Consider the following 20,988-nt stretch of genomic DNA (forward strand, 5'->3'; position numbering starts at 1 on the left):
GCCGCTTTTTAAGTGGCTGTTTTTCCATTTTTCGAGAATTTAGAGCAACAGCTTGATAGCCTGATTATCTATACTTTTCATGTTGTTATGATTGATTTGCCATTATATCTTCTCCTCAAGTAATTAATTGCGGAGGTTTACAGGCAATGGCGGAACAACAAAAAGTCATTTTACGAAGGGCGCAGGTTTTGGACCTTGTTGGTATAAGTCAATCGGCGATGTATTCGCTCATTGCTGATGGGGAGTTCCCTCGCCCCGTTGTTCTATCCGGGAGAAGTTCCCGCCGTCCGGCTGTTGGTTGGGTGAGTACTGAGGTTCTGGCATGGATAGAGGAGCGAATCGCTATGCGCGATTCCTCCCATGGTGAGGTTTGTTAATAACCTAGTTTTTTAAGCGCTTTCGCTAATCGAACCAATGAGCAGTCGATATCCTTATCATTAGATCCCAGTTTATCGTGCATGAGTCTTTCCAGGCTGCTGTTGGTTTTGCATTTAGCAATTTTGAAATCGCCTTCATCTAAAAGCGAAGCGCCATTTTTAGCATAGTCAATGGCATTAACGGCTAATGTCGCCAGGTCTAACGCCCTATGAATAGGCAGTTCTTCAGAAAGACGTGACCACCGGCCATCTACTTCACGCCACGTCTTAACAGAGAGATCTGTTTCACCAGCATCATTCCATTGAGCAAGCCCTAAGGACAGTGCTTTCGCATCTGTTTTTTCTGAATTATATGGGCCATCAATTTCGTTGTAGCCAGCTACTTCCAGGATTGGTTTGTGTTTCAGGTGGGTGGGTGCATTCATCTTCTCTTCCCCTTATCGGTTAAATTTATATCACCATAACATGGTTTGCGAATTTTGTGAATTTTGTGAATTTTGTGAATTTTGTGAGTGAGTGTTTTTTGCTCTCAATTTGATTCGATCAAGTTTTGGTGTCTGTTTTTTGATTATTAGGAAAAAAAGAAATTAAAAGATACTGATAATTATTCTAATAACTATCTACATCATAAAAGATGAATACCCTATGAAATCCATTTTAATCGTTGGAGATTTAGATAGCTTAATCAAAAAAGATTAAACAATTTCAATCTGTTATGGCTTGTCATGGCCTCGGAGGCGACGCTAATATCCCCCAGAGGAAGCAGCAAGCTCCGCATCCGGAGAGCTCGGCCCAGAAAGCAAAACCTGCGGCTGGTGGCAAAAATCGAGTCGCATCGATGAGTCTCTCCAGGCTTCTTCCACTGCCATCAGCTGCACTCTCGCCTGTGGAAGGGCTAACTGGAGATGCAAAATGAAACGTTACATTGATGAGTTGCTCAGCCTCACTGCCGCCGAACTGCTGATTGTGTTGTTCACGCCGGCAAGCGTCGTAGCCGTTTCGGCTGCAATTTTTTTTGAGTGAACCGTCTCATGATGATTCGTAGTGATGGCAGACTCACTAAGACCCCAAAGAGTCAGGAGGAAGCGTGAAAGAGCACGTGTTGTTTCCGGAAGTAATGGATCTGCTGAGATGCTCGCGAGCGACGTTGTATCGCGAGATTAAGGACGGTTTATTTCCAAAGCCATTTAAGCTGACACGCAATAAAAACGCGTGGCTCAGGAAAGATGTTCTGAAAGAGATTGAGCAGCGCCGTTTGGCTGCAAATGGGCAATAAAAAACCCGCTTTATGCGGGTTCTTATGGCAAAACCAAAATATTGAAATAATGGCTTAACACTTGATTTGTTACCTAGACAATAACAATTCTGACGCTGTAGTCAGAAATCGTCAAGCGGTTTTGCTCAAAAAAGATGTAATTGGAGATTGTATTTTGAGCAGATATTCAACTCTTCGCCATGGCGCGATCATTGCTGCGCTCGACCGGTTCAACGCCAACGCAGGGGATTCAAATACCGTGTTTGATGAAGATTTCATCCCCCATGTGATGGAGATGTTCGGGGTTCCGTTCCGTGAGGTAACCCCGATCTCCTGGTCTACTGGCGGCCGTTCAGTAGCTGGCACAACCCCACTGGCTAATATCCTCCGCCAGACCGGAATGCGCACGTTCCGCCGCATCTACGTCATAGGCGTTACGCCTGGCTGCATTCCATGCACCGGGCACGGCTGTGCGATTCTTGATTTTTCTGAAGATGGGCAGGTTGTCCATTTCGCTCCTGACAACAGTATGGAGCCGGCTGAGCTACAACTGGGCGATGCAATCGACGCGGTTGTTGACCTGTTCCAGATCCGTTTTGGCGGGGAGGTGACTGCATGAACATGTCACTGGCGGCAACCATCGAGCAGTTCCGTGATGCCATGTTCGGACAGGGCATTGAGGTCCGCGACCAGATCGTAGCTGACGGCACTCTGCACCGGTACCATGTCGAAGGTGACGCGCGTGGGAGCCGGAACGCTTGGGCAATTTTGCACTTTGACGAGAAGCCTGCTGGCATGTTTGGCTGCAATAAGCGCCACGGCGATCATAAATTCCAGTGGCAGTCCTTCCAGCAGACCGAGGCAATGTCGCTCGAAGAGAAGAAGGCCTATGCTGAGCGCGTGGCCCGCGAGCGAGCGGAGAAAGATGCAGCGGCCAGAGCCAAGCACGAGGCTGCTGCAGCTGCTGCGAATACGTTGTGGGATGCTTGCCTGGATGCCAAGGATGATCATCCATACCTGCTTTCGAAAGGCGTGAAGCCTCACGGCCTACGTGTCGGGAAATGGGAGAAGGTGAATGCGGACACTGGTGAGGTGCGCCACATCTCCGATAACGCGCTGCTGGTGCCTATCTGCGACCGCACGCGTAAAATCCATTCACTACAGGCCATCTTCCCTTCGAAGCTGAAGTCGATGGGTGACCGCAATAAAGACTACTTCCTGGATGGCGCGAAGCGTGGCCTGTTCCACACTATCGGCAGCAAGCCGCTTCTGCACAACGGCGATCCCGTCTACGTTCTGGCGGAAGGTTACGCCACTGGTGCGTCAATTCACGAGTGTACCGGACACCTGGTGCTCGTCTGCTTTGACGCAGGCAACCTGGTAGCGGTGGCGCAGACAATCCATGACCGTATGAAGGCGCTCGGGAAGCGTGCCGTTATCGTCGTCGCAGCAGATAACGACCGCTGGACCACCAAGCCAGTTGAGAATCCGGGCTTTCACTTCGCCGAGAAAGCGGCTAAGGCTGTCAGTGGTGTTCTGGTCGTTCCTGAGTTCCAGACACTTGACGGTGAGCCGACTGACTTCAATGACCTCTTCATGAGGGAGGGTGCTCAGGTAGTGCGTGACGCGTTCGAGCTGGCACTGAATCCGCCAGTCGTCGAAGCAGAGCCTGAGCCGGTGGCAGAGCTGCCGGTTGAGAAGACGCAGAAGCCAGCGCCGGCAAACGACAACGCCGCGATTCAGTCCGGTGCTGATGACAACGGAATAGAGGACAGTGGCTTTACTGTCGTTGGCTATGACCGGGATCGCACGTTTATCTACCACCACGGGCGCGGCCAGGTTCGCAGCTACAAGACAAATGAATTCACCGATAACGCGCTGGTCGAACTCGCTCACCCGAACTGGTGGGAAACCCATTTCGCAGGCGAGAAAGGCGGCATCAATAAGAAGATGGCGCTGAGCTGGCTGTTCAATCTGGCACAGAAGCGCGGCATCTACGATCCTGAGTGCGTCCGCGGGCGTGGCGCGTGGCTTGACCAAGGGCGGCTAGTTGTCCATCTGGGCGACCGGCTGCTGGTGGACGGTACCGTCACCCCATTGAACAAGATATCTAGCCGTTTCGTATATGAGCGTGCGAAAGCGCTGGGCGACATCTCCGAAAGCGCAATCAGCGACGCTGAAGGCCAGAAAATCCTCGATACAGCACGGCTCTTCCGCTGGGAGCGAGTAGTGAGCGCGGATCTTCTCTGCGGCTGGTTGTTCCTGGCTCCTATTTGCGGCGCTCTGAACTGGCGACCACACGCTTGGATTACGGGCGGTGCGGGCTCAGGGAAGACCTCCGTCATGGATAAGTTCGTGCGTATTCTCATGCCACAGGGTTCCCCGCTATTCGCTAACGGCGATTCATCTGAGGCTGGCTTACGCCAGGCGCTGGGCAGCGAGGCTCGGCCGCTGCTGATTGACGAGACCGAAGCTGACACCCAGAAGGCGAAGGCCAAGATCGAGCAGGTTATCGGCCTGCTGCGGCAGAGCAGTAGCGAGACGGTGGCCAAGACTTATCGCGGAACGGTAAGTGGCAGCCACCAGGCATTCGCGCTGCGTGCTATGGCTTGCCTGAGTAGTATCGGCGTTTCGCTGGAACAGGCTCAGGACATTGAGCGTGTTGAGGTACTTCACCTGCGCCCGAAGACGGACCGCGTTAATGATACCCCGTGGGAAATTCTGTCAGGACACCTTCGGGAACTAGCGGCTGATATGCACATCGGTGACCGCATGATGCGTCGCGCCATTGATATGGCTGGCACCATAAATACCGCTATCGAGGTTTTCAGTCGGGCGGCTGCCGTCACTCTTGAGAGCCAGCGCAACGGTGATCAGATTGGAGCACTGCTCGCTGGTGCTTGGTGTCTGCGGAACAGCACAGCCCCGGCCTTCGAAGACGCAGAACGCGTCATATCGGAAATTGACTGGACCGAGCGCAAGACGACGCACGTGGAGGAAGAGGTGAGCCTCATCGCGACGCTGGTTGCTACACCGGTCAACGTTGGCGGCGGCATGCGCATGACTATTGGGGATCTGATTGAGTATGCGGCTGGAATGTCAGACTGCGAGGCCATGACGTGGAAGAACGCGAACCACCAGCTCCAGATGTTCGGCATTAAGGTGTTCCCGGTTGACGGCGTTGTTAAGTTCCATACGGCAAACCGTGAGTTGCTGGCGCTGATGGAGGGTACCAAGTTCTCAACCGGATTTCATGACCGGATGCGCCGTATCGATGGCTCCGACGCGATGTCGGGCAAACCCTTCCGCATCGGTAAAGCTTCACGTAACGGCGTAGCGATCCCGTTGCGAGCTCTGATTGATGTTGATGATAACCAACTGCCGATCTGACAAATCGACTTCCCGCCAAGTACGCCCGGACACTGTTCCGGGTTTTTTGGTCTCTGAAACGATCCTATGCCGGTCGCCTAACGCTCAAAACGGTTCAAAAAAACGCCCAAGTGTGAGGGTGGTGAGGGTGTGTGAGGGTGCCCCTAACGCGGAATTCCTTTGATTGATAAGGCTAAAACGCAAAATGTGAGGATGTGAGGAATTTTCGGGATACATAACTACATAGAGAGGGGAAAAATTACAGGTAGATAAAGCTAAAGAAAGGTACAGCTCTCTACTCTCCTATATATACCTTTATATCCTTACATTACTTACATTCCTAACATCTCTATATCTATCAACGGGTTCCAATGTGAGGATTGTGTGAGGGCTCTGAAAGTTCCTCACATTTTGAAAAGCGGCTGTTTTGCTGCTGGTGGCAATACGTAGAGACTTTTTTAACGCCTTATCCTGACGCTTCCGCGTATTCCTGACCCCGTTTAAAAATCCAGCGATGCGACAAAGCGTGACATTACGCTGTCGGTAATACGACAGATGAGGGTTACACTTATGGCGCAAGGAAAGGACGTGCGCAATGCCGCTAAGGTTCTCTATGAGGCAGGCAAGCAGACTGTCAAACAGATCGCCGCAGAGATAGGCACCAGTCCACGCACCGTTGAACGTTGGGCGAAAGCTGATGCCTGGCAGCGGGTAAAAGCTACCCCAGAACTGACCGAGCGAGCGCACCGAGTGGCTACCAAACTGGCGGCTACTCCTGAGAGCGCGACACCCGAAGAACGGCAGCAGGCGCTGGTGGATGCCACCGAGGACGAGGCTGTGATGCAGCGGGGCGAAGTCATCATCCGTCATCGGGCTGAGTGGAAGGTTGTCCGACTGATCGCCAACGAGGCGGCGAGGGACAGGAACGGCGACCGTGCCAAACTGGCGGTAGACCTCGCCCGCGCAACAAAGCTGTCGCAAGACGGCGAACGACGCGCCTGGGGGATCGATACCGGGCCTGACGGCCAGACCAAAATTCAAGTGGTTATCGAGAGAGAATGACTATGGCGATGCCACAAGAATTAAAGGAGCGTCGTGCTACTGAGCGCAAACTGATGAAAGCAGCAGTTAATGGTGATGGTGAGGCGCTTGAGCAGTTGGCTGGCCTGGGTGCTGGCTTGGCGGTGCAAGAGGTTGTGGGACTGGAAATGCCTGCTGACTTCGATTTGATACTCGATGAATTCGCGCTGGAAATTGAGCCGGTGGATGATGTGATTAAACGCTTGGAATGTGAATAAACCAGACGACAAACAGGGAAAATGGACGCTACTCTAGTTTCACAAATGATGGATCGGGGAACACAATATGGCATCTCGTTTTGTATGTTTGGTTTTTGTTGTAGTCTCATTTCCCCTGTTAGCAATGAACATTGGTTCTTTCAGTCAGGAACGTAATAATTCTGATGTAATGACTATTACGTTGACATCGGTGGATTCTACTCATCCCGAATGCCGGGGGCACAAGGAAGCTGTTGCAGATATCTATGATCGCAGGCTTCAACGTTCCTTTCCCCATGCTAGGGGCTGCTGGTTCAGCGAGAGAGGCGGCTATATCCCTGTTCACTTATGGACTTTTTCTGGTGGCGATGAGTTTACAGCTTCAATTAGCTTGAACGATATTGAGTTTACCCCTGAATTTAAATCTGCTGCTGATAAATATGATCAGCGCAGCAAGTCATCAGATAAAGTTGTGCCCACTTCGACTGAGCAACTTATTGAGGATGCCGTTTTATTTGGCTCTTGTGCGGTCATGTTCCATGCAGACGAAATAGCAAAAACGTCGCAGGAGAAAGCTTTTGCAGCAAAACTGAGAGCCAGGATTGCAGAAAATGGTAAGGTCGAACCTGCTAACGTTGATCAGCAATGTCGAGCCGCCATTGAAAGAACCGTAAAAATCGTCAATGCCGATTCTGAGAAAGCCAATGATTAAGGGCATCATAATGCTAAGTGTTATCTTGGGCGCCCCAGCCATAGCCGGTACTGCCACCAACGCAGGGGCGTGTTATTCGGTTAGCGACTCCGATTACCGTTCCTTGTGCAGAGCTAAAGCACATAAGGACTCCGGCATCTGTTACGCCATCCAGCGTAACGACCTGCGGGCTCAGTGCCTAGCGGAAAATAAATAAGGGAAACATATGGCCGATTGTATTTTATGCGGTAATGGTGATGCTACGATTAATGAAAAAGATTACGGTAATATCTATTGGTATACATGTATTAATTGTGGTGAGTTTCTTATTACTGATACAGCTAAGGGGAAGGTGATACACGATAAGGATAGGAGGAGTTTATTGAGTGATAGGGCAAAGCAATGCCGTAAAAATGGACTTTATCTGAAGATTTGGAGTGAGTTGGGTAAACTGATAAGTTGTGCTTTAACCACCGAAAAATTTGGAAAAGAGACTGCTAATACATAGTTTAACTTGGTTCAGTGGGGTAGATATTATGCCGACGATCCCACCAGACTATGTAGAAATGGGCCTGAAGAATGAATCCCCATACCCGTTCAACGTTGCCGATACGGAAACGGAAAATAGTATCAAATTGTTCAAAATTTAGGGCCTTCCAGCGTTCTTGTGCTTCTTGGCAAAGATCGGCTAAGTCATGGCTGTGATGTTTTTTGTGACCACTGTCGGAAGAGTGGCTATCCACTTCTTGCCAAGTGAGTTTTTCAAATTCTTTGAAGGGTGGATGAATGATTTCATCCCATTCTTTAGGCTCCCATGCCCTTAGTTCCCCCCAAGACCAAGAATCTTTTAAATCCGCATTGGTGCAACACCAACTTATACGTGAAGAAAATCTACTGCCATCTTTAAGTGCTTTAGGTTGTAGATCAGCTTTTTCTGCTTCTTTGGCACGGGCTAAATGCGGGGCGAGACGAGGAAGTTCGTCGTTGGAAGGCTCAACAATTGTTTTCGGTTGGTAAGTTTCGTTTACTTTAGCAATAAAGCTCTCCTTGCTCGCCTCAAACTTCTTTTGGGCAAGCATTTTTCTGAGAGCTCTCGCTTCGCTTTTCTTTAACACGATTTGTTAAAGAGATGAGTAGTATTCGTGCATTGCTGCACGAGGAATAACCTCATGGGATACTGCGCCAGCAGGCAAGCCATCTCTAGCGAGAATCCACGGATCTTCTTGGTGTGTAAGGTTACTTAACCATTGAGCTGTCTTTTCACCATAAAAACCTAAGACCTTGTTGATGTTGGTTTGCTCATCTTCAGACAATTTAGAAGAGTCAGCATCCTCAAAAAGAGATGAGTCGACTTTGAACATGCCCCGGTGACGGGCATACAGATTTGGTAGCACAGGACCGTTGGCCCAAGCTTCGAAATCATCTGTAAAAAGAGGCTCCTCTTCCCAAACGAGGCTCCAAGCTTGTGAATAATACATCAGCTTTTGAAGCTTCATCGCGGAGAGTTCGCCCAGGTTTTCTGTGATGTATTTTGCAACGTCAAATGTGTTAGCCATAAGTCGAAATACCCCTCAACTGGCGTTAATCTAAGTATGAAGATAATTCTAATATAACTTCTATTGCCCTTTTAAGCATCAATTTTGAGTATCTTGCTATGACTTAATTTGTAGCTTGTTCATTTTCAAAGTGGGTTGTTCCTATTTAAAAAGACATAAGTTGGATGGCTCAAAAGGAACACCCTGTGAGCCATACCAGGCCGATGCTTTCCCTGCTAGCTCAAAGGTGTTGCTCAAATTTGAGCCATACAGTATGTTGTGAGCTAAAGGTTTTGAGCTAGTCTATCGGGGGAAACTATGGCAGTTATCGGATATCTGCGCGTGAGCACGGGTGAGCAGAGTGTTGAAGCGCAGCGGCACAGCATCGAACAGATTCACAAGGTTGATGAGTGGTTCTCAGACGAGGGGGTCTCTGGCGCAGTCAAGGCGATCGATCGCCTTGGCTTCGCGGAGCTGTTTAAGTACGCGCGCAAAGGGGATACTCTCATCGTTCCTGCCGTTGACCGGCTCGGGCGCGATACCATCGATATCCTGAGCTCTGTTGAGGCATTGCGAGGCAAAGGGATCTCTGTCATCAGCCTTCGGGAGGGGTTCGACCTGTCCACTCCGATGGGTAAGGCAATGCTAACCATGCTAGCGGCAGTGGCAGAACTGGAACGATCAAACATCAAATCCCGCCAGATGGCGGGGATCGCACGCGCGAAGGCGGAGGGTAAGTCACTGGGGCGCGAAAAGACCATCGACGACGTGTCTGTTGCTCAATGGCGCAAGGATAACCACGCGAGCATCCAGGCTACCGCAACTCAATTTGGCATCTCGCCTGCCAGTGTGAAACGCGCTTGTCGTGCTTAGTTGGGCAATTTTTGTTGAGCCCTTGATGTTACTTTACCGCGACTCTGATTTACCAGAACCGAGAATTCATGGGAGCTATGATGATCACTTTGACACGCCTTGAAAGATACAACATGTCCAACCAGCTTCGGATCCTTGAAGCACTGTACCCTGACGAGGCCAAAGATATTGCTGTTAAGCGCGAGGCATTAGAGCGTGGCTATGAGATGCTTTACGGCTGGGACATGGACTTCATCTACGATGGCGAAGATGTGATGACCGTAGAAGAATCAAAAGAGGTCTGGGACACGATGGATATGTTTGATGCCATCGACCGCTCTATCCAGAAACTCAATATTTCCAAAGAAGAGCTAAATGGAATGCCATGCGTCCGTTTTGTTGGCTACGATGGCAACAATGAATCCAAATTTATGGGATTCGCGGCCTTCACGGTGGAGCGACTTAAGCGCTTTGAATACCTGCCAATGGCAAAATCAGGGTACTGGAACTCGCACATGCCTGCTCGCCCGATCTACCAGCGCATGTTGGAGGTCTGGAGGAAGATACCACGTCAACAAAGTTTCGACATGACCCGTGACGAGCTTTTTTCCGTTCTGAGCGCTGCTATCCATCCAGAGAATAGGTAACTAGCGATGGATATGGTAATGGACGTTACATCCTTCATTCTGGGGGTGGTTGGCACAATTGTGTCGATTGTCTCTTATTTCAAAGCAAAATCTGCAAAGGAGGCTGTTGATGCTGTTGTGGAGCGGCATAGCAACCAGCAAAACTATGACAGCCTCAATGCCTTACTGCAAAAGTTGAATGAAGCCAAAAATGCGGCAAAGCGCCGACGTTCGAACGCGCCGCAATTTATCTCGTCTGGTTACAACCTTGAGATGGATTTGCATTTGCTTCAAGAGGCCGAAGATGTGCTGAGAACCGGTCTGCCGCTAGAGTTTCGGGACAAAGTTGCCGTTGACCTCAGTGGGGCAGCTGACGAACTGATCAAGGCTATAGGAGATACACAACTAGGTAACTCTCGTGATGGCTGGCAGGATGCGCTCTCTACTCTACAAAATATCATCCCACGTCTCGAACAGGCAGCCAGAGAGTTTCGTGTTGAAGGCATGGTGCTTACTGCGCGGGCTTAGCCTCCTCCATCCCTAACCGTCTAACGACGACGGTTAGATGCCCACCTGAACAGGCGTCGCGAATAGCGGTGGGATGATCGCTATTCGACCTGTCACAACGTATAATTGTATGAACCCATCGCTGCAGCGCCGCATCGTCTGTTTTCTCCACCCACTCCGTTGACCTATCAGAAAACTCTGAATCCATTTCCATATCTGGCCCGGTGAACCCGGCCTGTTCCGCTGCCTCCACGAACTGGCGGTAGGTGTTCGTGCGTGAGAAATCAATCAAATTTGCGCCCGGTTCGTGCCGGTAGTCGCCCACCAGCGCTGTCACTGCGCCGGATAGTTTCATCGCTCCCCCTATATCCTGCGTCCCGTCTTATTGAGTCGTGATGCCATTATTGAGCCGTCAACAAACCGTTAAACCACCGACAAGGCTCACAAAATGAATTCTACACCAGAAGCACGACTCATCCAGGCTCGCCTGAACTTGCAGGCGGCTTTGGAACGCGGAGACGATTCCGCTCCATTCCGCAACGCTGTATTAGCCGCAGAGCGCGGGCTGGCAGCAGCACAGGCTGAACAGGCAACCGCCGAGCGCGAGCAGCGTGCCGCAGACCAGCAGCGCCTCGATGAACGCACAACCTCCACTGTTAGCTTCGCGCATACCGCCGTGGAAGCCTCAGCAGGCGCTTCTGTCGTCGAAGGGGTGGAAATGCCTTCCCTGACCGATGACCCAGCAGTAACCAACGCCGCAGCTCGCCTGGCAGCAGCAGAAGATCGCTTGCAGAGAGAACAAACCCGCTACGACGCAGCTCATGTCGAGTGGACCAATGTTGGCCGACGCCTGGCCGAAAAGCAGCAGGTCCGAGATCTGATTGTTGCGCGCCGTGCCGGTGGCGACGAACGCCCGGAAGATGCAGCAGAGCTGCAGGCCATCACCCTCGACATCGGAAGCCTTCAGGGGATCGTGGCAGACAAGCGTGTCGCTGCCGACAACCTGAAGCCGCTCACCGCGCAGCGCCTGGTGGTTGAAGCTGGGGCCGCATTGAAGAAGGCACAGGACGCTGCGCTGTTTAGTCTCCGCAAAGCCCGCATCCGCGCTCTGGAGCTGGCGCTGATTGATGAGCATACCGCGGCAGTGATCGAGGCCCGCGCTCAAGGTCTGAGCGAGTTCACTGGCATCCCTATGTTGCGAGATACCCAGCGAGTGATCCACCGCACCGCGGCATGGGAGGATCGCTAATGTCCGACCGCAACAAGAAGGGGCAGTTTGCCCCTGGTCATGAAGGCAACCCAAACGGCCGCCGACCGAAAGCAACTCCAGAAGAGCGCCTGCTTGAAGCCGTAGCCAAATACGCACCGGCCACCATCGAGCGTGCGCTGACTGTCGCTCAGGGCGACAACGCCGTTCTGGCGGCTGTCATGGGCTACCTCACCGAAACTCTACGCACGCGGAACTTCGAGCTGCAACTCCAGCTCCTGGCCGCAGCACAGAAACCTGCCGACAACGGCGTTCACTGAGGCCGAACCTATGGAACTCCTCATCAAAACCATCCCCGCGTTAGCCCGGTTGCACCGGCTGAAGGCTGAGAACCATGAATTGCTGAAGGGGCTGACCATCGCCCCCATGCCAGGGGAAAAGCAGCCAGATAAGGGCCAACGCGCCGTAATCCGCACCGGCAAGAAAGACTGAATTTTCAATCAAGAGACTAATAAAATGAACACTACTCAAAAAGACCTTGGCACCATCGAAGACCGCCTGATTAGCCTGAATGGGCAAACCGCCAGCCGTGAGCGCGCAGAATCGCGCCTGAAGTATCTTTCAGATAAGCGCGCCTCCGGGCTGACCGCTGATGAGCCTGCCGAACTGGACGCAATTACCGCAGAACTGGAACGGATTGCCGGGGCTGAGTGCGACAAGATGATCAAGTCGCTCAACAACTCCATGAGCAACTTCCTGCGCCGCACCAAGCGCCGCCCTGAGCTGATGGCTAAATCCCTGCGCAGCCAGCAGCGCCTGGTACTGCCGCGCAAAATCCGGGGGTAGCATATGACCATTAAGATCCCTGTCAGTGCCGACTTTGACGGTGCGGAACTCAATAAACAGCTCGCTGCCGTCAACGCCCGTATTAAGTCGATGGGCGATGCGGTTGCCAAAGCGAATGGGCAGAAGTTCGAGCCAATCACCCTGAAGTCGAAAGAAGACCTCAAGTATTTCGTTCAGCAGAGTGAAAAGCTGCTCAAAATCCAGGGTGAGCTGCGGAATAAGATGCAGAAGTCCGGGCAAAGCGGCTCCAATCCATTTATGGCCAACTGGTCAAATATGTATCTGAACGAGGCTACGAGGCTTCGTCGTCAGCAGGAGGCTCTCGTGTTCATGGGGGCTTCCTTCGCGCCTGGTCCTGCGCCTCGTCGTCCGACACCGAATGTTCCTGCGCCATCGATGCCACCAGCAGGCGGTCCGTCTGGCGGAAACAGCTCGTGGACGCAGGCAGGGAAGATCCTGCAGGGAGGTCTCGGTCAATTGGGGCCAGTGGGCGGCATTGCGTCCCGTTCCGTTGGCTCTGGCATGTCTGCTGGTTTTGGCGCTGGCCTGATGGGATTGATGGGTGGCCTGGCTGCAATGGGCATTGGAAAGGCATTCAGTGCTGCCACTGAAAACCTCGACAAGGCGCGCGACAACCTAATCGATATCGATACTCTGAAGCGTACCATCGGTGATGTGAACGTGTCCTTCCAGGGGCTGAAGAGCGTTGTTGAGGCGAATGCGAGCGCCATGGGCGTAACCTATTCGGAAGCGATCAAGCTCACAACCCAGTTCGCGAAGCTGGGTAACGTCTCCGGCGACAAGTACGGGCAATTGAACGGCGAGCTGGTGAACGGTGTCGGGTTCGCACGTGGCTTCGGCCTCGATCCCGCTATGGGTATGAGCTTCTTTGGTCAGATGCGCGGTATGCGCCAGACCGGCAACGATCAGGATAGTCGCCGCATGGCGCTTCTGATTGGTGAGACCATCGGCAAGTCTGGTGCTTTCGCGAAAGCCGACGAGGTAATGGAGTCGATCGCTGGCTATGTTACCTCGCAGAACCGGAACTCGCTCACCCGGGCCAATGTAGCCGGCTACGGCGGCGCGCTTTCTGCTTTAGTTAGTTCCGGTATTCCCGGCCTCGATGTGGCGGGCGCGTCGGGCATGATTGGACGTATCAACAGCTCGCTGATGGCTGGCGGGGCGAAAGGTGAGGCGTCGCAGTTCTTCACCAGCCGCGTAGCTAACCGCATGGGCTTGTCCCCGATGCAGATGGCTATCATGCGAGAGGGCGGCGCTTTCGCTACCGCTGATCAGATGTTCGGTAATGGCTCTGTCTACAGTCGTTACATGCGCAGAAATGGTCCGGGCGGAAGTACCACGTTCCTCGGCGGCACGTTGGATGAGCTGCGCAAGGCTTATCGCGATCCCGGAATGCTGGCGATGGCCACATCGAACCATCTCGGTATTGGTATGGGGCAGGCCATGTCCCTGCTGAGCATCAAGTCTAACCAGATGGGCGAACTTGAGCGCGGGCTCTCCGGCTCAGGTGTCGATATTTCGAAGCTATCCGGTACCGGCATTGCCAACCTGGCGAAGGTGTACGGCTCAGATGCTGATCGCCGCGGTGTTGCAGCAAGTTTATCCAGTCGGACCGGTGACGATGCTCTGAGCGCCACAGACGCAGAACGCCTGCGTAATGCTATGGCAAACGGCTCTGAGCAGGATCAGAAGAAGATACTAACCGAGCTCGTCTCCTCGCGTGAGCAGGAAAAGACGATGGGTAGCGATGTCCGTGACAGTCGCGCCGCGCTGGATAATATCAAAACATCGATTGCCGATAAGCTAATCCCATTAACCCAGGAAATGCGCCACGGGATCATGTACATGGCGGGCGAGGGTGGCAAGGTTTCTAGCACCGAGATAGTGCGCCGAGTACTGAAAGCTGACTACGATGACAAGGCAAAGGTTATCTCCGGGGCGTATTCTCCCGCGATTGCCGAGCAAACCGCCAGGTACAACGCTGCTAAGGCCCGCACGGTTGGCATCCCCACCGCTGAAGAGGCGCAGCTTCCACGCGATCAGCAGCTCAAGGCTATGACTGACCGGCAGAACGCCGCGAAGGCCGAGATGGACGCGGCTGAGGCTGAAATTCAGCGGCTCCAGCGCGAACGAGACGGTAAGCTCGCGGCTAACAGCTACAATGCCGACAGGGCAATCAACCTGGGAGGAAGTGCAACGTATTTCGACGGCCGGGACACGTCCACTGATGCAATGATTGCGGGCATCCTTTCGCAGGAGTCAGGCAACCGCCACACCGACACGAATGGCAACATCATCACATCGCCGAAGGGGGCGCGTGGTGCAGGACAAATAATGCCTGGTACTGGCGCCTCTCCCGGCTACGGTGTGGCGGCACTGAAGGATGACTCTGAGGCTGAAAACAAGCGGTTTGCCCGCGACTATTACTCGGCGCTGCTCAAGAAGTACGGTGGCGACCCGGCGAAAGCGCTGGCGGCATACAACGCAGGTCCGGGTGCTGTCGATGATGCCATTGCTGGGGCGAGAAAAGCAGGTAAAGAGAGCAGCTGGTTATCTCGGCTCCCTAAAGAGACGCAGAATTATGTGCCGGGTGTAGCCGCTCGTCTGCCTGCGCAGCTTCCGGCGAACGACTCTCCGAGCGGCATGAACTTCCATGTGACGACTGAGCCTCTGGTGGTGCAGCACGTCAACGATAAAGGACAGCAGGTTGCGCCGACGCAGAACCTGCAAACTAAGGTCTCAGCGCCACAGCCGTTTGGCGCACCAAGATGAACAAAGCCCTTCGCGGGGTTTTTTTATTCTGCCTGATCACAAAGTGGGCACCGGCAATGTAACTGCTTCCCGATGGTTCGCACCTGCAGCGGGTAATGTTCACACCGGTCACAGACATGTTCCGTTGCCGTCCAGCTCTCGATGGGTTCGACACAGTAGGTGCGCATCACTTCTTTGACGAACTCCCGCGATTGGATGCTGGTGGGGCTGCAAACGCGGGCCTCAGGCAGATCCTTCGCAGCCCTAGGGCGGCAGACTGGGCAAACGTATTCCGTAGCTCCGTTGCTGTCTACCTGTTCACACAGCGTGCCGAATTCGCCAGGGTGTTTATCGCAGCGATACTGAAAGCGCCCGACGCGCTTGTTCCATACCGACTGGCCCGGCTGCTGGCCGTGGAACTTAGCGCCGTCAATCTGGTGGATCGCCCGCGACAATGCTTCCCCCTCGTGATGAGCATCAATGAGCCGCCAGGTGGGTTTACCATCAACCAGTAGCCCGACGCGACGCGGTGAGAGGATGATTGGGTGAACCAGTTTCCCGCCTCGTGCGTTGTGACCTCTCTCCGTTTCACGTCGCCGGTTCCAGCAGCTCACGCAGGTACCCGTTGAAGGGATAACCCTCAGGTCTCGCCGTCCGCACCGCAAACACTCGTTTGATAAGCGCACGTCTGCCCAACTGCTGGGATCGTTCGCGCCATCGTGCAGGGCTCTCCCTATGGGGCAGCCCTGACACTTCTGTAAGCGCAGGGGGGTATCGTCTTTGCGGCGAGCGTAGGCTGCTGTCCAGTTTTGATGGCAGGCCTCGCGGGTGAGTGATGCGGATAGCCTTGAGCAATCAAAATATTGAACATTAGGGCGTAGTTCCGGGAACTTCTCATACCAGGAGATGCTTGTTGTATGGTCACGGCCTGATTGGGTGGCTGCGTTGGTATGGTCACGCATCTTTTTTCCCCTCAGCAAGCCATTTAGCTGCTGCCAGAAGGCCAAGCTCGATGGCTTCGCTCTGGGTCACGCCATGTGCTGCGGTGATCTTTCGAAGGACCACGAGCGCGTTTTTGCTGAGGGTTACAGAGGTGCGGAGGTTGCCGCTTGCCCGGAGGCCGGCGCGGCGTTTCTGCTGTCTTTCGCGTGCGGGTACTGGCATGAATACATTCCTGTATGGTAACGAATGTATTCAGCGTATGGTCACGACGACAGTGTTTGGCAGGGAATGTAACCCAGACTGATTAGAGAGTAAGCATTAAAAAATAAAATGCCCCATACGTGTACCATATAGGGAATTTTGATGTTTTTTATTATTTTATTTATTGATTTTTAATGGTTAATAGCACGCCGCACTCCATATGGTGCGTATACGGGAACTGATCGAACAGCGCCAGACGTGAAACATTGTGCGTCTGGCTTAATGTTTCCAGGTTCTGACACAGCGTCTCCGGGTTGCAGGAGATGTACAGAATCCGCGGATACGCCTGCACCATTTTCTCCGTTTCGCTGTCCAGACCGCTGCGCGGTGGGTCAACGAAAATGGTCTCGCACTGATAACTCTTCAGATCAATCCCCTGCAAACGGTTGAATTCGCGAACACCGTTCATTGCCTGCGTAAACTCTTCGGCGGCCATACGGATAATTTGTACATTATCAATATGGTTAGCGGCGATGTTGTACTGGGCTGCAGCAACGGACGGCTTGGCGATTTCGGTGGCCAGTACGCGGTTGAAGTTCTGCGCCAGCGCTAATGAAAAGTTGCCATTACCGCAGTACAGCTCCAACAGATCGCCCTTTGAACCTTTGGTGACATCAATCGCCCATTCCAGCATCTGAATGTTCATCGCAGCATTCGGTTGGGTGAAGCTGTTCTCAACCTGACGATAGATAATCTCTTTGCCCGCGACCGGTAAACGTTCGTCGATATAATCCTGATCCAACTCGATTTTAGTTTTGGTCGCCCGGCCGATCAGGTGCACATTCAGGTTTTGCGCCCGCAGCGCATCCCGCAGCGCTTCGGCTTCCTGGCGCCACTCATTATCCAGCTTTTTATGGTACAGCATGGATATCACTGCCTGATTGCTCAGGGTGGTGAGGTAATCAATCTGGAACAGTTTGTGACGCAGGACGTGGTTGTTGCGTACACCTTCAATCATTGCCGTCATCAGCGTATTGATAAGCTCGCTGGCCGCCGGAAAGCTGTCGACACGAATACGGCTTTTGGTCTGGCTGTCGAACATGATGTGGTACAGGTCATCCCCGTCATGCCACAGACGGAACTCGGCACGCATACGGTAATGGCTAACCGGTGAGCGGAACACTTCCGGAGCCTGTGCATAAAATGGCGTCATTAAGCTCTGCAGACGCACCACTTTTTCAGCTAACTGGGCGTCGTACTGTTCTGTCGGAAGGTGTTCGGGGGTCATGATGCGTCCTGAAAAATAAAAGTACGCGGGGATTGTAGGGATTGCTCATCAGATGTCCAGTTATTGATGATTTCCGATATTGTGATATCCGGTCTGGACAGTAGGTTGTAACAAACTGTAGCATCCGTTTTCCGGTCCTGTGAGTTAAAAGGGAATCCAGTGTGAATCTGGAGCTGACGCGCAGCGGTAAGGAAAGGTGAAATGAGAGCGTAAAGCAGACACTGCCTGTGGGTGGGAAGTCTTCATTTCTTTTTTATTCGGTATCCTGAATAACCTTCCAAGCCCGAAGACCTGCCGGCTAACGTCGCATCTGGTTTTCACTATCGCGTACTATCGGTGGACCTGCGGCATCCTTCTTATATTGTGGATGCTTTACAATGATTAAAAAATCGTTGCTGTTGACGGCGCTTTCCGTCGCGGCATCTTCTGGTTGGGCGCAGGATGCTAGCCCAGATACTCTCGTCGTCACTGCCAACCGTTTTCAGCAGCCCCTAAGCGCAGTACTTGCACCCATCACCGTCGTTACACGTCAGGACATCGATCGCTGGCAATCTACCTCGGTAAACGATGTACTACGTCGTTTGCCTGGTGTTGATATCGCGCAAAGCGGCGGTATGGGGCAAAACTCGTCTATTTTTATTCGCGGCACTAACGCCAGCCATGTTCTGGTGTTGATAGATGGTGTGCGTCTTAATTTAGCGGGAGTTAGCGGCTCAGCCGATCTTAGCCAGTTCCCGGTATCGCTGGTGCAGCGTATTGAGTATATCCGCGGGCCGCGTTCCGCTATATATGGTTCGGATGCGATTGGCGGGGTGGTGAATATCATTACTACGCGCGAAAAACCAGGGACGGAACTGACCGCCGGCGCGGGAAGTAATGGGTATCAGAATTACGATATCTCAACCCAACAACAGCTTGGCGAAAATACGCGAGTCACGCTGATGGGCGATTATGCCTACACCAAAGGCTTCGATGTCGTGGCCTACGGTAGCACTGGCGCACAGGCTCAACCGGATAAAGACGGTTTCTTAAGCAAGACGCTGTATGGCGCACTGGAGCACAACTTCTCCGAGACATGGAGCGGGTTCGTTCGTGGTTATGGTTATGATAACCGCACAGATTATGACTCGTATTATTCTCCTGGCTCGGCGCTACTTGATACCCGACAGCTTTATAGCCAGAGCTGGGACGCTGGGTTACGTTTTAATGGCGAGCTTATTCAGTCACAACTGGTTTCGAGCTACAGCCACAGTAAAGACTACAACTATGATCCGAACTATGGTCGCTATGATTCCTCGGCCACGCTGGATGATATGAAGCAGTACAATGTTCAGTGGTCAAACAGCATCGTTGTTGGCCACGGTAACATTGGTGCAGGCGTGGACTGGCAGAAGCAAACCACGGAGCCAGGCACTGGGTATGTTACGGACGGTTACGACCAACGTAATACTGGCCTCTATTTGACGGGATTGCAGCAGCTTGGTGACTTCACCTTCGAAGGTGCGGCTCGTAGTGATGATAACTCCGAGTTTGGTCGTCATGGTACATGGCAAACCAGTGCCGGATGGGAGTTTATCGAAGGCTATCGTTTTATTGCCTCCTATGGCACATCTTACAAAGCGCCAAATCTGGGGCAACTGCATGGCTATTACGGCAATGCAAACCTTGACCCCGAAGAGAGTAAGCAGTGGGAAGGGGCGTTTGAAGGGTTAACATCAGGTGTTAACTGGCGCGTGTCAGGGTATCGCAACGATATCGATGACATGATCGACTACAACACCCACACTCAGAAGTACTACAACGAAGGCAAAGCGCGTATTAAAGGTATCGAAGCGACTGCAAACTTCGACACCGGGCCGTTGGCGCATACGCTTAGCTACGACTACGTAGATTCGCGTAATGCGATTACCAACGAGCCACTGGCTCGTCGTTCTAAACAGCAGGTGAAATACCAACTCGACTGGCAGGTCTATGATTTTGACTGGGGCCTGACATATCAATATCTGGGGACGCGATACGATACGGACTACGTTACTTATCAACCGGTAAAATTGGGCGGTGTGAGTTTGTGGGATCTGGCCGTGTCATATCCGATCACCTCACAGCTGACAGTTCGTGGTAAAATCGCCAACCTGTTCGATAAAGATTACGAGACAGTTTATGGCTACCCAACTGCAGGACGGGAATACACCTTGTCTGGCAGCTACACCTTCTGATTCACGTCCCACCGTGCTGGTGTTTGATTCCGGCGTCGGTGGGTTGTCGGTCTACAATGAGATCCGCAACCTCCTGCCGGATCTCCACTATATATATGCTTTCGATAACGTCGCCTTTCCTTATGGTGAGAAAAGCGAAGAGTTTATCGTTGAGCGTGTTGTTGAGATTGTGACGGCAGTTCAGCAACGCTATCCCCTCGCACTTGCGGTTATCGCATGCAATACCGCCAGCACGGTGTCACTCCCGGCATTACGTGAAAAGTTCGCTTTTCCGGTTGTCGGTGTGGTGCCTGCGATTAAACCCGCGGCGCGGCTCACGGCGAATGGTATTGTCGGGCTACTGGCGACGCGCGCGACGGTGAAACGCTCGTACACACACGAATTGATTGCGCGCTTCGCTAACGAGTGTCAGATAGCGATGTTGGGATCCGCTGAGCTGGTGGAGCTGGCGGAAGCGAAGCTGCACGGAGAACCCGTCTCGCTGGAAGAACTGCGCCGTATTCTGCGACCGTGGCTGCGGATGTCGGAACCTCCTGATACGGTGGTCCTTGGATGCACCCATTTCCCTCTATTACAGGAAGAGTTATTGCAAGTCCTCCCGGAAGGGACGCGACTGGTGGATTCCGGTGCAGCGATTGCGCGTCGAACGGCCTGGCTATTAGAACACGAAGCGCCAGATGCAAAATCAGCCGATGAGAATGTGGCATTCTGCATGGCAATGACAACCGAGGCCGAACAGTTATTGCCAGTATTGCAGCGCTATGGCTTCAAAACGCTCGAAAAACTGGCGATTTAGTCTATTTTGGTGAAAAAGTACGCACTCGGAAAATTATTTTAAATTTCCCCTTGTCAGCCTGAAATAACTCCCTATAATGCGCCTCCACTGACACGGAACAACGGCTTACACGCCGCCGGGTCAGCGGGGTTCCACTGAGAATTTCGTAGAGAAAAGCAAAAATAAATGCTTGACTCTGAATGAGGAAAACGTAATATACGGGACCTCGCGACAGAGCGCTAAAGCGCGTCG

At 52.6% G+C, this 20,988-nt stretch carries 25 protein-coding genes and 1 riboswitch; of the genes, 18 read left to right on the forward strand and 7 right to left on the reverse strand.

Going from position 1 to position 20,988, the window contains the following annotated elements; all coding sequences use genetic code 11:
- Positions 1-146 precede the first annotated feature (146 nt).
- Positions 147-377 (forward strand): AlpA family transcriptional regulator, encoded by a 231-nt coding sequence (locus tag FDX19_RS02545; RefSeq protein ID WP_097759398.1) that lies wholly within the window; start codon positions 147-149, stop codon positions 375-377.
- Here FDX19_RS02545 and FDX19_RS02550 read toward each other — a convergent pair.
- A complete protein-coding gene (locus tag FDX19_RS02550) occupies positions 374-802 on the reverse strand; it encodes a DUF6530 family protein (protein WP_137381488.1) in 429 nt (142 codons plus the stop codon). The genes FDX19_RS02545 and FDX19_RS02550 overlap by 4 nt on opposite strands.
- 662 nt (positions 803-1,464) lie before the next feature.
- Between FDX19_RS02550 and FDX19_RS02555 the strand changes: the two genes are divergently transcribed.
- The 7 genes from FDX19_RS02555 (at position 1,465) to FDX19_RS02585 (ending at position 7,477) form a co-directional block, all read left to right on the forward strand.
- The gene (locus FDX19_RS02555) at positions 1,465-1,653 is read left to right on the forward strand and encodes an AlpA family transcriptional regulator (RefSeq protein ID WP_137381489.1); all 189 of its coding nucleotides are present in this window, start codon (positions 1,465-1,467) and stop codon (positions 1,651-1,653) included.
- A gap of 154 nt (positions 1,654-1,807) precedes the next feature.
- A complete protein-coding gene (locus FDX19_RS02560; protein ID WP_137381490.1) occupies positions 1,808-2,251 on the forward strand; it encodes a hypothetical protein in 444 nt (147 codons plus the stop codon).
- Positions 2,248-5,022 (forward strand): toprim domain-containing protein, encoded by a 2,775-nt coding sequence (locus FDX19_RS02565; protein ID WP_137381491.1) that lies wholly within the window; start codon positions 2,248-2,250, stop codon positions 5,020-5,022. Before FDX19_RS02560 ends, FDX19_RS02565 begins: the two co-directional genes overlap by 4 nt.
- 549 nt (positions 5,023-5,571) lie before the next feature.
- Complete coding sequence (locus FDX19_RS02570) at positions 5,572-6,063, forward strand: helix-turn-helix domain-containing protein (RefSeq protein WP_170974334.1); 492 nt, start codon at positions 5,572-5,574, stop codon at positions 6,061-6,063.
- A gap of 2 nt (positions 6,064-6,065) precedes the next feature.
- Positions 6,066-6,299: a hypothetical protein gene (locus FDX19_RS02575; RefSeq protein ID WP_137381493.1), complete on the forward strand. Its 234-nt coding sequence runs from the start codon at positions 6,066-6,068 to the stop codon at positions 6,297-6,299.
- A gap of 67 nt (positions 6,300-6,366) precedes the next feature.
- Positions 6,367-6,990: a hypothetical protein gene (locus FDX19_RS02580; RefSeq protein ID WP_137381494.1), complete on the forward strand. Its 624-nt coding sequence runs from the start codon at positions 6,367-6,369 to the stop codon at positions 6,988-6,990.
- A gap of 205 nt (positions 6,991-7,195) precedes the next feature.
- Positions 7,196-7,477, forward strand: a complete 282-nt coding sequence (locus FDX19_RS02585; protein ID WP_137381495.1) for a hypothetical protein — start codon at positions 7,196-7,198, stop codon at positions 7,475-7,477.
- 1 nt (position 7,478) lies between these two features.
- Here FDX19_RS02585 and FDX19_RS02590 read toward each other — a convergent pair whose 3' ends face one another.
- The gene (locus FDX19_RS02590; RefSeq protein ID WP_212734699.1) at positions 7,479-8,084 is read right to left on the reverse strand and encodes a hypothetical protein; all 606 of its coding nucleotides are present in this window, start codon (positions 8,082-8,084) and stop codon (positions 7,479-7,481) included.
- 6 nt (positions 8,085-8,090) lie between these two features.
- Complete coding sequence (locus tag FDX19_RS02595) at positions 8,091-8,525, reverse strand: Panacea domain-containing protein (RefSeq protein ID WP_137381497.1); 435 nt, start codon at positions 8,523-8,525, stop codon at positions 8,091-8,093.
- Between the two features lie 297 nt (positions 8,526-8,822).
- Between FDX19_RS02595 and FDX19_RS02600 the strand changes: the two genes are divergently transcribed.
- From FDX19_RS02600 to FDX19_RS02610, 3 genes are all read left to right on the forward strand, one after another.
- On the forward strand, positions 8,823-9,377 hold the full coding sequence (locus FDX19_RS02600; protein WP_137381498.1) for a recombinase family protein: 555 nt from the start codon (positions 8,823-8,825) through the stop codon (positions 9,375-9,377).
- 80 nt (positions 9,378-9,457) lie between these two features.
- Complete coding sequence (locus tag FDX19_RS02605) at positions 9,458-10,003, forward strand: YfbU family protein (protein ID WP_256376096.1); 546 nt, start codon at positions 9,458-9,460, stop codon at positions 10,001-10,003.
- Positions 10,004-10,021: 18 nt separating this feature from the next.
- On the forward strand, positions 10,022-10,510 hold the full coding sequence (locus tag FDX19_RS02610; protein ID WP_137381500.1) for a hypothetical protein: 489 nt from the start codon (positions 10,022-10,024) through the stop codon (positions 10,508-10,510).
- On the opposite strand, the gene FDX19_RS02615 is transcribed toward FDX19_RS02610, so the two are convergent.
- Positions 10,494-10,844 carry a hypothetical protein gene (locus FDX19_RS02615; RefSeq protein WP_137381501.1) on the reverse strand — a complete coding sequence of 117 codons (351 nt, stop codon included), beginning with the start codon at positions 10,842-10,844 and terminating at the stop codon, positions 10,494-10,496. The genes FDX19_RS02610 and FDX19_RS02615 overlap by 17 nt on opposite strands.
- A gap of 93 nt (positions 10,845-10,937) precedes the next feature.
- Between FDX19_RS02615 and FDX19_RS02620 the strand changes: the two genes are divergently transcribed.
- The 5 genes from FDX19_RS02620 to FDX19_RS02635 all read left to right on the forward strand — a co-directional run bounded on the left by FDX19_RS02620 (position 10,938) and on the right by FDX19_RS02635 (position 15,335).
- Positions 10,938-11,738, forward strand: coding sequence for a hypothetical protein (locus FDX19_RS02620; protein WP_137381502.1), 801 nt, complete (start codon positions 10,938-10,940; stop codon positions 11,736-11,738).
- Positions 11,738-12,016 (forward strand): DUF5681 domain-containing protein, encoded by a 279-nt coding sequence (locus FDX19_RS02625; RefSeq protein WP_137381503.1) that lies wholly within the window; start codon positions 11,738-11,740, stop codon positions 12,014-12,016. Before FDX19_RS02620 ends, FDX19_RS02625 begins: the two co-directional genes overlap by 1 nt.
- Before the next feature lie 10 nt (positions 12,017-12,026).
- Entirely contained in the window at positions 12,027-12,188 is a 162-nt protein-coding gene (locus FDX19_RS25045; protein WP_170974336.1) for a hypothetical protein, read from the forward strand.
- Positions 12,189-12,212: 24 nt separating this feature from the next.
- Entirely contained in the window at positions 12,213-12,542 is a 330-nt protein-coding gene (locus FDX19_RS02630) for a hypothetical protein (RefSeq protein ID WP_137381504.1), read from the forward strand.
- Between the two features lie 330 nt (positions 12,543-12,872).
- Complete coding sequence (locus tag FDX19_RS02635) at positions 12,873-15,335, forward strand: lytic transglycosylase domain-containing protein (RefSeq protein WP_249357514.1); 2,463 nt, start codon at positions 12,873-12,875, stop codon at positions 15,333-15,335.
- 23 nt (positions 15,336-15,358) lie between these two features.
- Here the strand turns inward: FDX19_RS02635 and FDX19_RS02640 are convergent, their stop codons facing one another.
- The 3 genes from FDX19_RS02640 to trmA all read right to left on the reverse strand — a co-directional run bounded on the left by FDX19_RS02640 (position 15,359) and on the right by trmA (position 17,745).
- Entirely contained in the window at positions 15,359-15,928 is a 570-nt protein-coding gene (locus tag FDX19_RS02640; RefSeq protein WP_137381506.1) for a hypothetical protein, read from the reverse strand.
- A gap of 340 nt (positions 15,929-16,268) precedes the next feature.
- Entirely contained in the window at positions 16,269-16,478 is a 210-nt protein-coding gene (locus tag FDX19_RS02645; protein ID WP_137381507.1) for a hypothetical protein, read from the reverse strand.
- A gap of 160 nt (positions 16,479-16,638) precedes the next feature.
- Positions 16,639-17,745, reverse strand: coding sequence for a tRNA (uridine(54)-C5)-methyltransferase TrmA (trmA, locus tag FDX19_RS02650; RefSeq protein WP_137381508.1), 1,107 nt, complete (start codon positions 17,743-17,745; stop codon positions 16,639-16,641).
- Positions 17,746-17,860: 115 nt separating this feature from the next.
- Positions 17,861-18,059, forward strand: a riboswitch (cobalamin riboswitch).
- Positions 18,060-18,122: 63 nt separating this feature from the next.
- Between trmA and btuB the strand changes: the two genes are divergently transcribed.
- Positions 18,123-19,961, forward strand: a complete 1,839-nt coding sequence (gene btuB, locus FDX19_RS02655) for a TonB-dependent vitamin B12 receptor BtuB (RefSeq protein ID WP_137381509.1) — start codon at positions 18,123-18,125, stop codon at positions 19,959-19,961.
- Positions 19,906-20,757, forward strand: a complete 852-nt coding sequence (murI, locus tag FDX19_RS02660) for a glutamate racemase (RefSeq protein ID WP_137381510.1) — start codon at positions 19,906-19,908, stop codon at positions 20,755-20,757. The genes btuB and murI overlap by 56 nt, the downstream gene beginning before the upstream one ends.
- Positions 20,758-20,988 lie beyond the last annotated feature (231 nt).

This window comes from Citrobacter sp. wls619 (assembly GCF_005281345.1).
In the GTDB taxonomy this organism is placed as follows: Bacteria; Pseudomonadota; Gammaproteobacteria; order Enterobacterales; family Enterobacteriaceae; genus Citrobacter.

Coding starts and splice junctions, on each gene's coding strand:
- FDX19_RS02545 (WP_097759398.1), top strand. CDS start 147: ATGGCGGAACAACAAAAAGTCATTTTACGAAGGGCGCAGGTTTTGGAC.
- FDX19_RS02550 (WP_137381488.1), bottom strand. CDS start 802: ATGAATGCACCCACCCACCTGAAACACAAACCAATCCTGGAAGTAGCT.
- FDX19_RS02565 (WP_137381491.1), top strand. CDS start 2,248: ATGAACATGTCACTGGCGGCAACCATCGAGCAGTTCCGTGATGCCATG.
- FDX19_RS02570 (WP_170974334.1), top strand. CDS start 5,572: ATGGCGCAAGGAAAGGACGTGCGCAATGCCGCTAAGGTTCTCTATGAG.
- FDX19_RS02575 (WP_137381493.1), top strand. CDS start 6,066: ATGGCGATGCCACAAGAATTAAAGGAGCGTCGTGCTACTGAGCGCAAA.
- FDX19_RS02580 (WP_137381494.1), top strand. CDS start 6,367: ATGGCATCTCGTTTTGTATGTTTGGTTTTTGTTGTAGTCTCATTTCCC.
- FDX19_RS02585 (WP_137381495.1), top strand. CDS start 7,196: ATGGCCGATTGTATTTTATGCGGTAATGGTGATGCTACGATTAATGAA.
- FDX19_RS02595 (WP_137381497.1), bottom strand. CDS start 8,525: ATGGCTAACACATTTGACGTTGCAAAATACATCACAGAAAACCTGGGC.
- FDX19_RS02600 (WP_137381498.1), top strand. CDS start 8,823: ATGGCAGTTATCGGATATCTGCGCGTGAGCACGGGTGAGCAGAGTGTT.
- FDX19_RS02605 (WP_256376096.1), top strand. CDS start 9,458: ATGATCACTTTGACACGCCTTGAAAGATACAACATGTCCAACCAGCTT.
- FDX19_RS02610 (WP_137381500.1), top strand. CDS start 10,022: ATGGACGTTACATCCTTCATTCTGGGGGTGGTTGGCACAATTGTGTCG.
- FDX19_RS02615 (WP_137381501.1), bottom strand. CDS start 10,844: ATGAAACTATCCGGCGCAGTGACAGCGCTGGTGGGCGACTACCGGCAC.
- FDX19_RS02620 (WP_137381502.1), top strand. CDS start 10,938: ATGAATTCTACACCAGAAGCACGACTCATCCAGGCTCGCCTGAACTTG.
- FDX19_RS02625 (WP_137381503.1), top strand. CDS start 11,738: ATGTCCGACCGCAACAAGAAGGGGCAGTTTGCCCCTGGTCATGAAGGC.
- FDX19_RS25045 (WP_170974336.1), top strand. CDS start 12,027: ATGGAACTCCTCATCAAAACCATCCCCGCGTTAGCCCGGTTGCACCGG.
- FDX19_RS02630 (WP_137381504.1), top strand. CDS start 12,213: ATGAACACTACTCAAAAAGACCTTGGCACCATCGAAGACCGCCTGATT.
- FDX19_RS02635 (WP_249357514.1), top strand. CDS start 12,873: ATGGGGGCTTCCTTCGCGCCTGGTCCTGCGCCTCGTCGTCCGACACCG.
- FDX19_RS02645 (WP_137381507.1), bottom strand. CDS start 16,478: ATGCCAGTACCCGCACGCGAAAGACAGCAGAAACGCCGCGCCGGCCTC.
- trmA (WP_137381508.1), bottom strand. CDS start 17,745: ATGACCCCCGAACACCTTCCGACAGAACAGTACGACGCCCAGTTAGCT.
- btuB (WP_137381509.1), top strand. CDS start 18,123: ATGATTAAAAAATCGTTGCTGTTGACGGCGCTTTCCGTCGCGGCATCT.
- murI (WP_137381510.1), top strand. CDS start 19,906: ATGGCTACCCAACTGCAGGACGGGAATACACCTTGTCTGGCAGCTACA.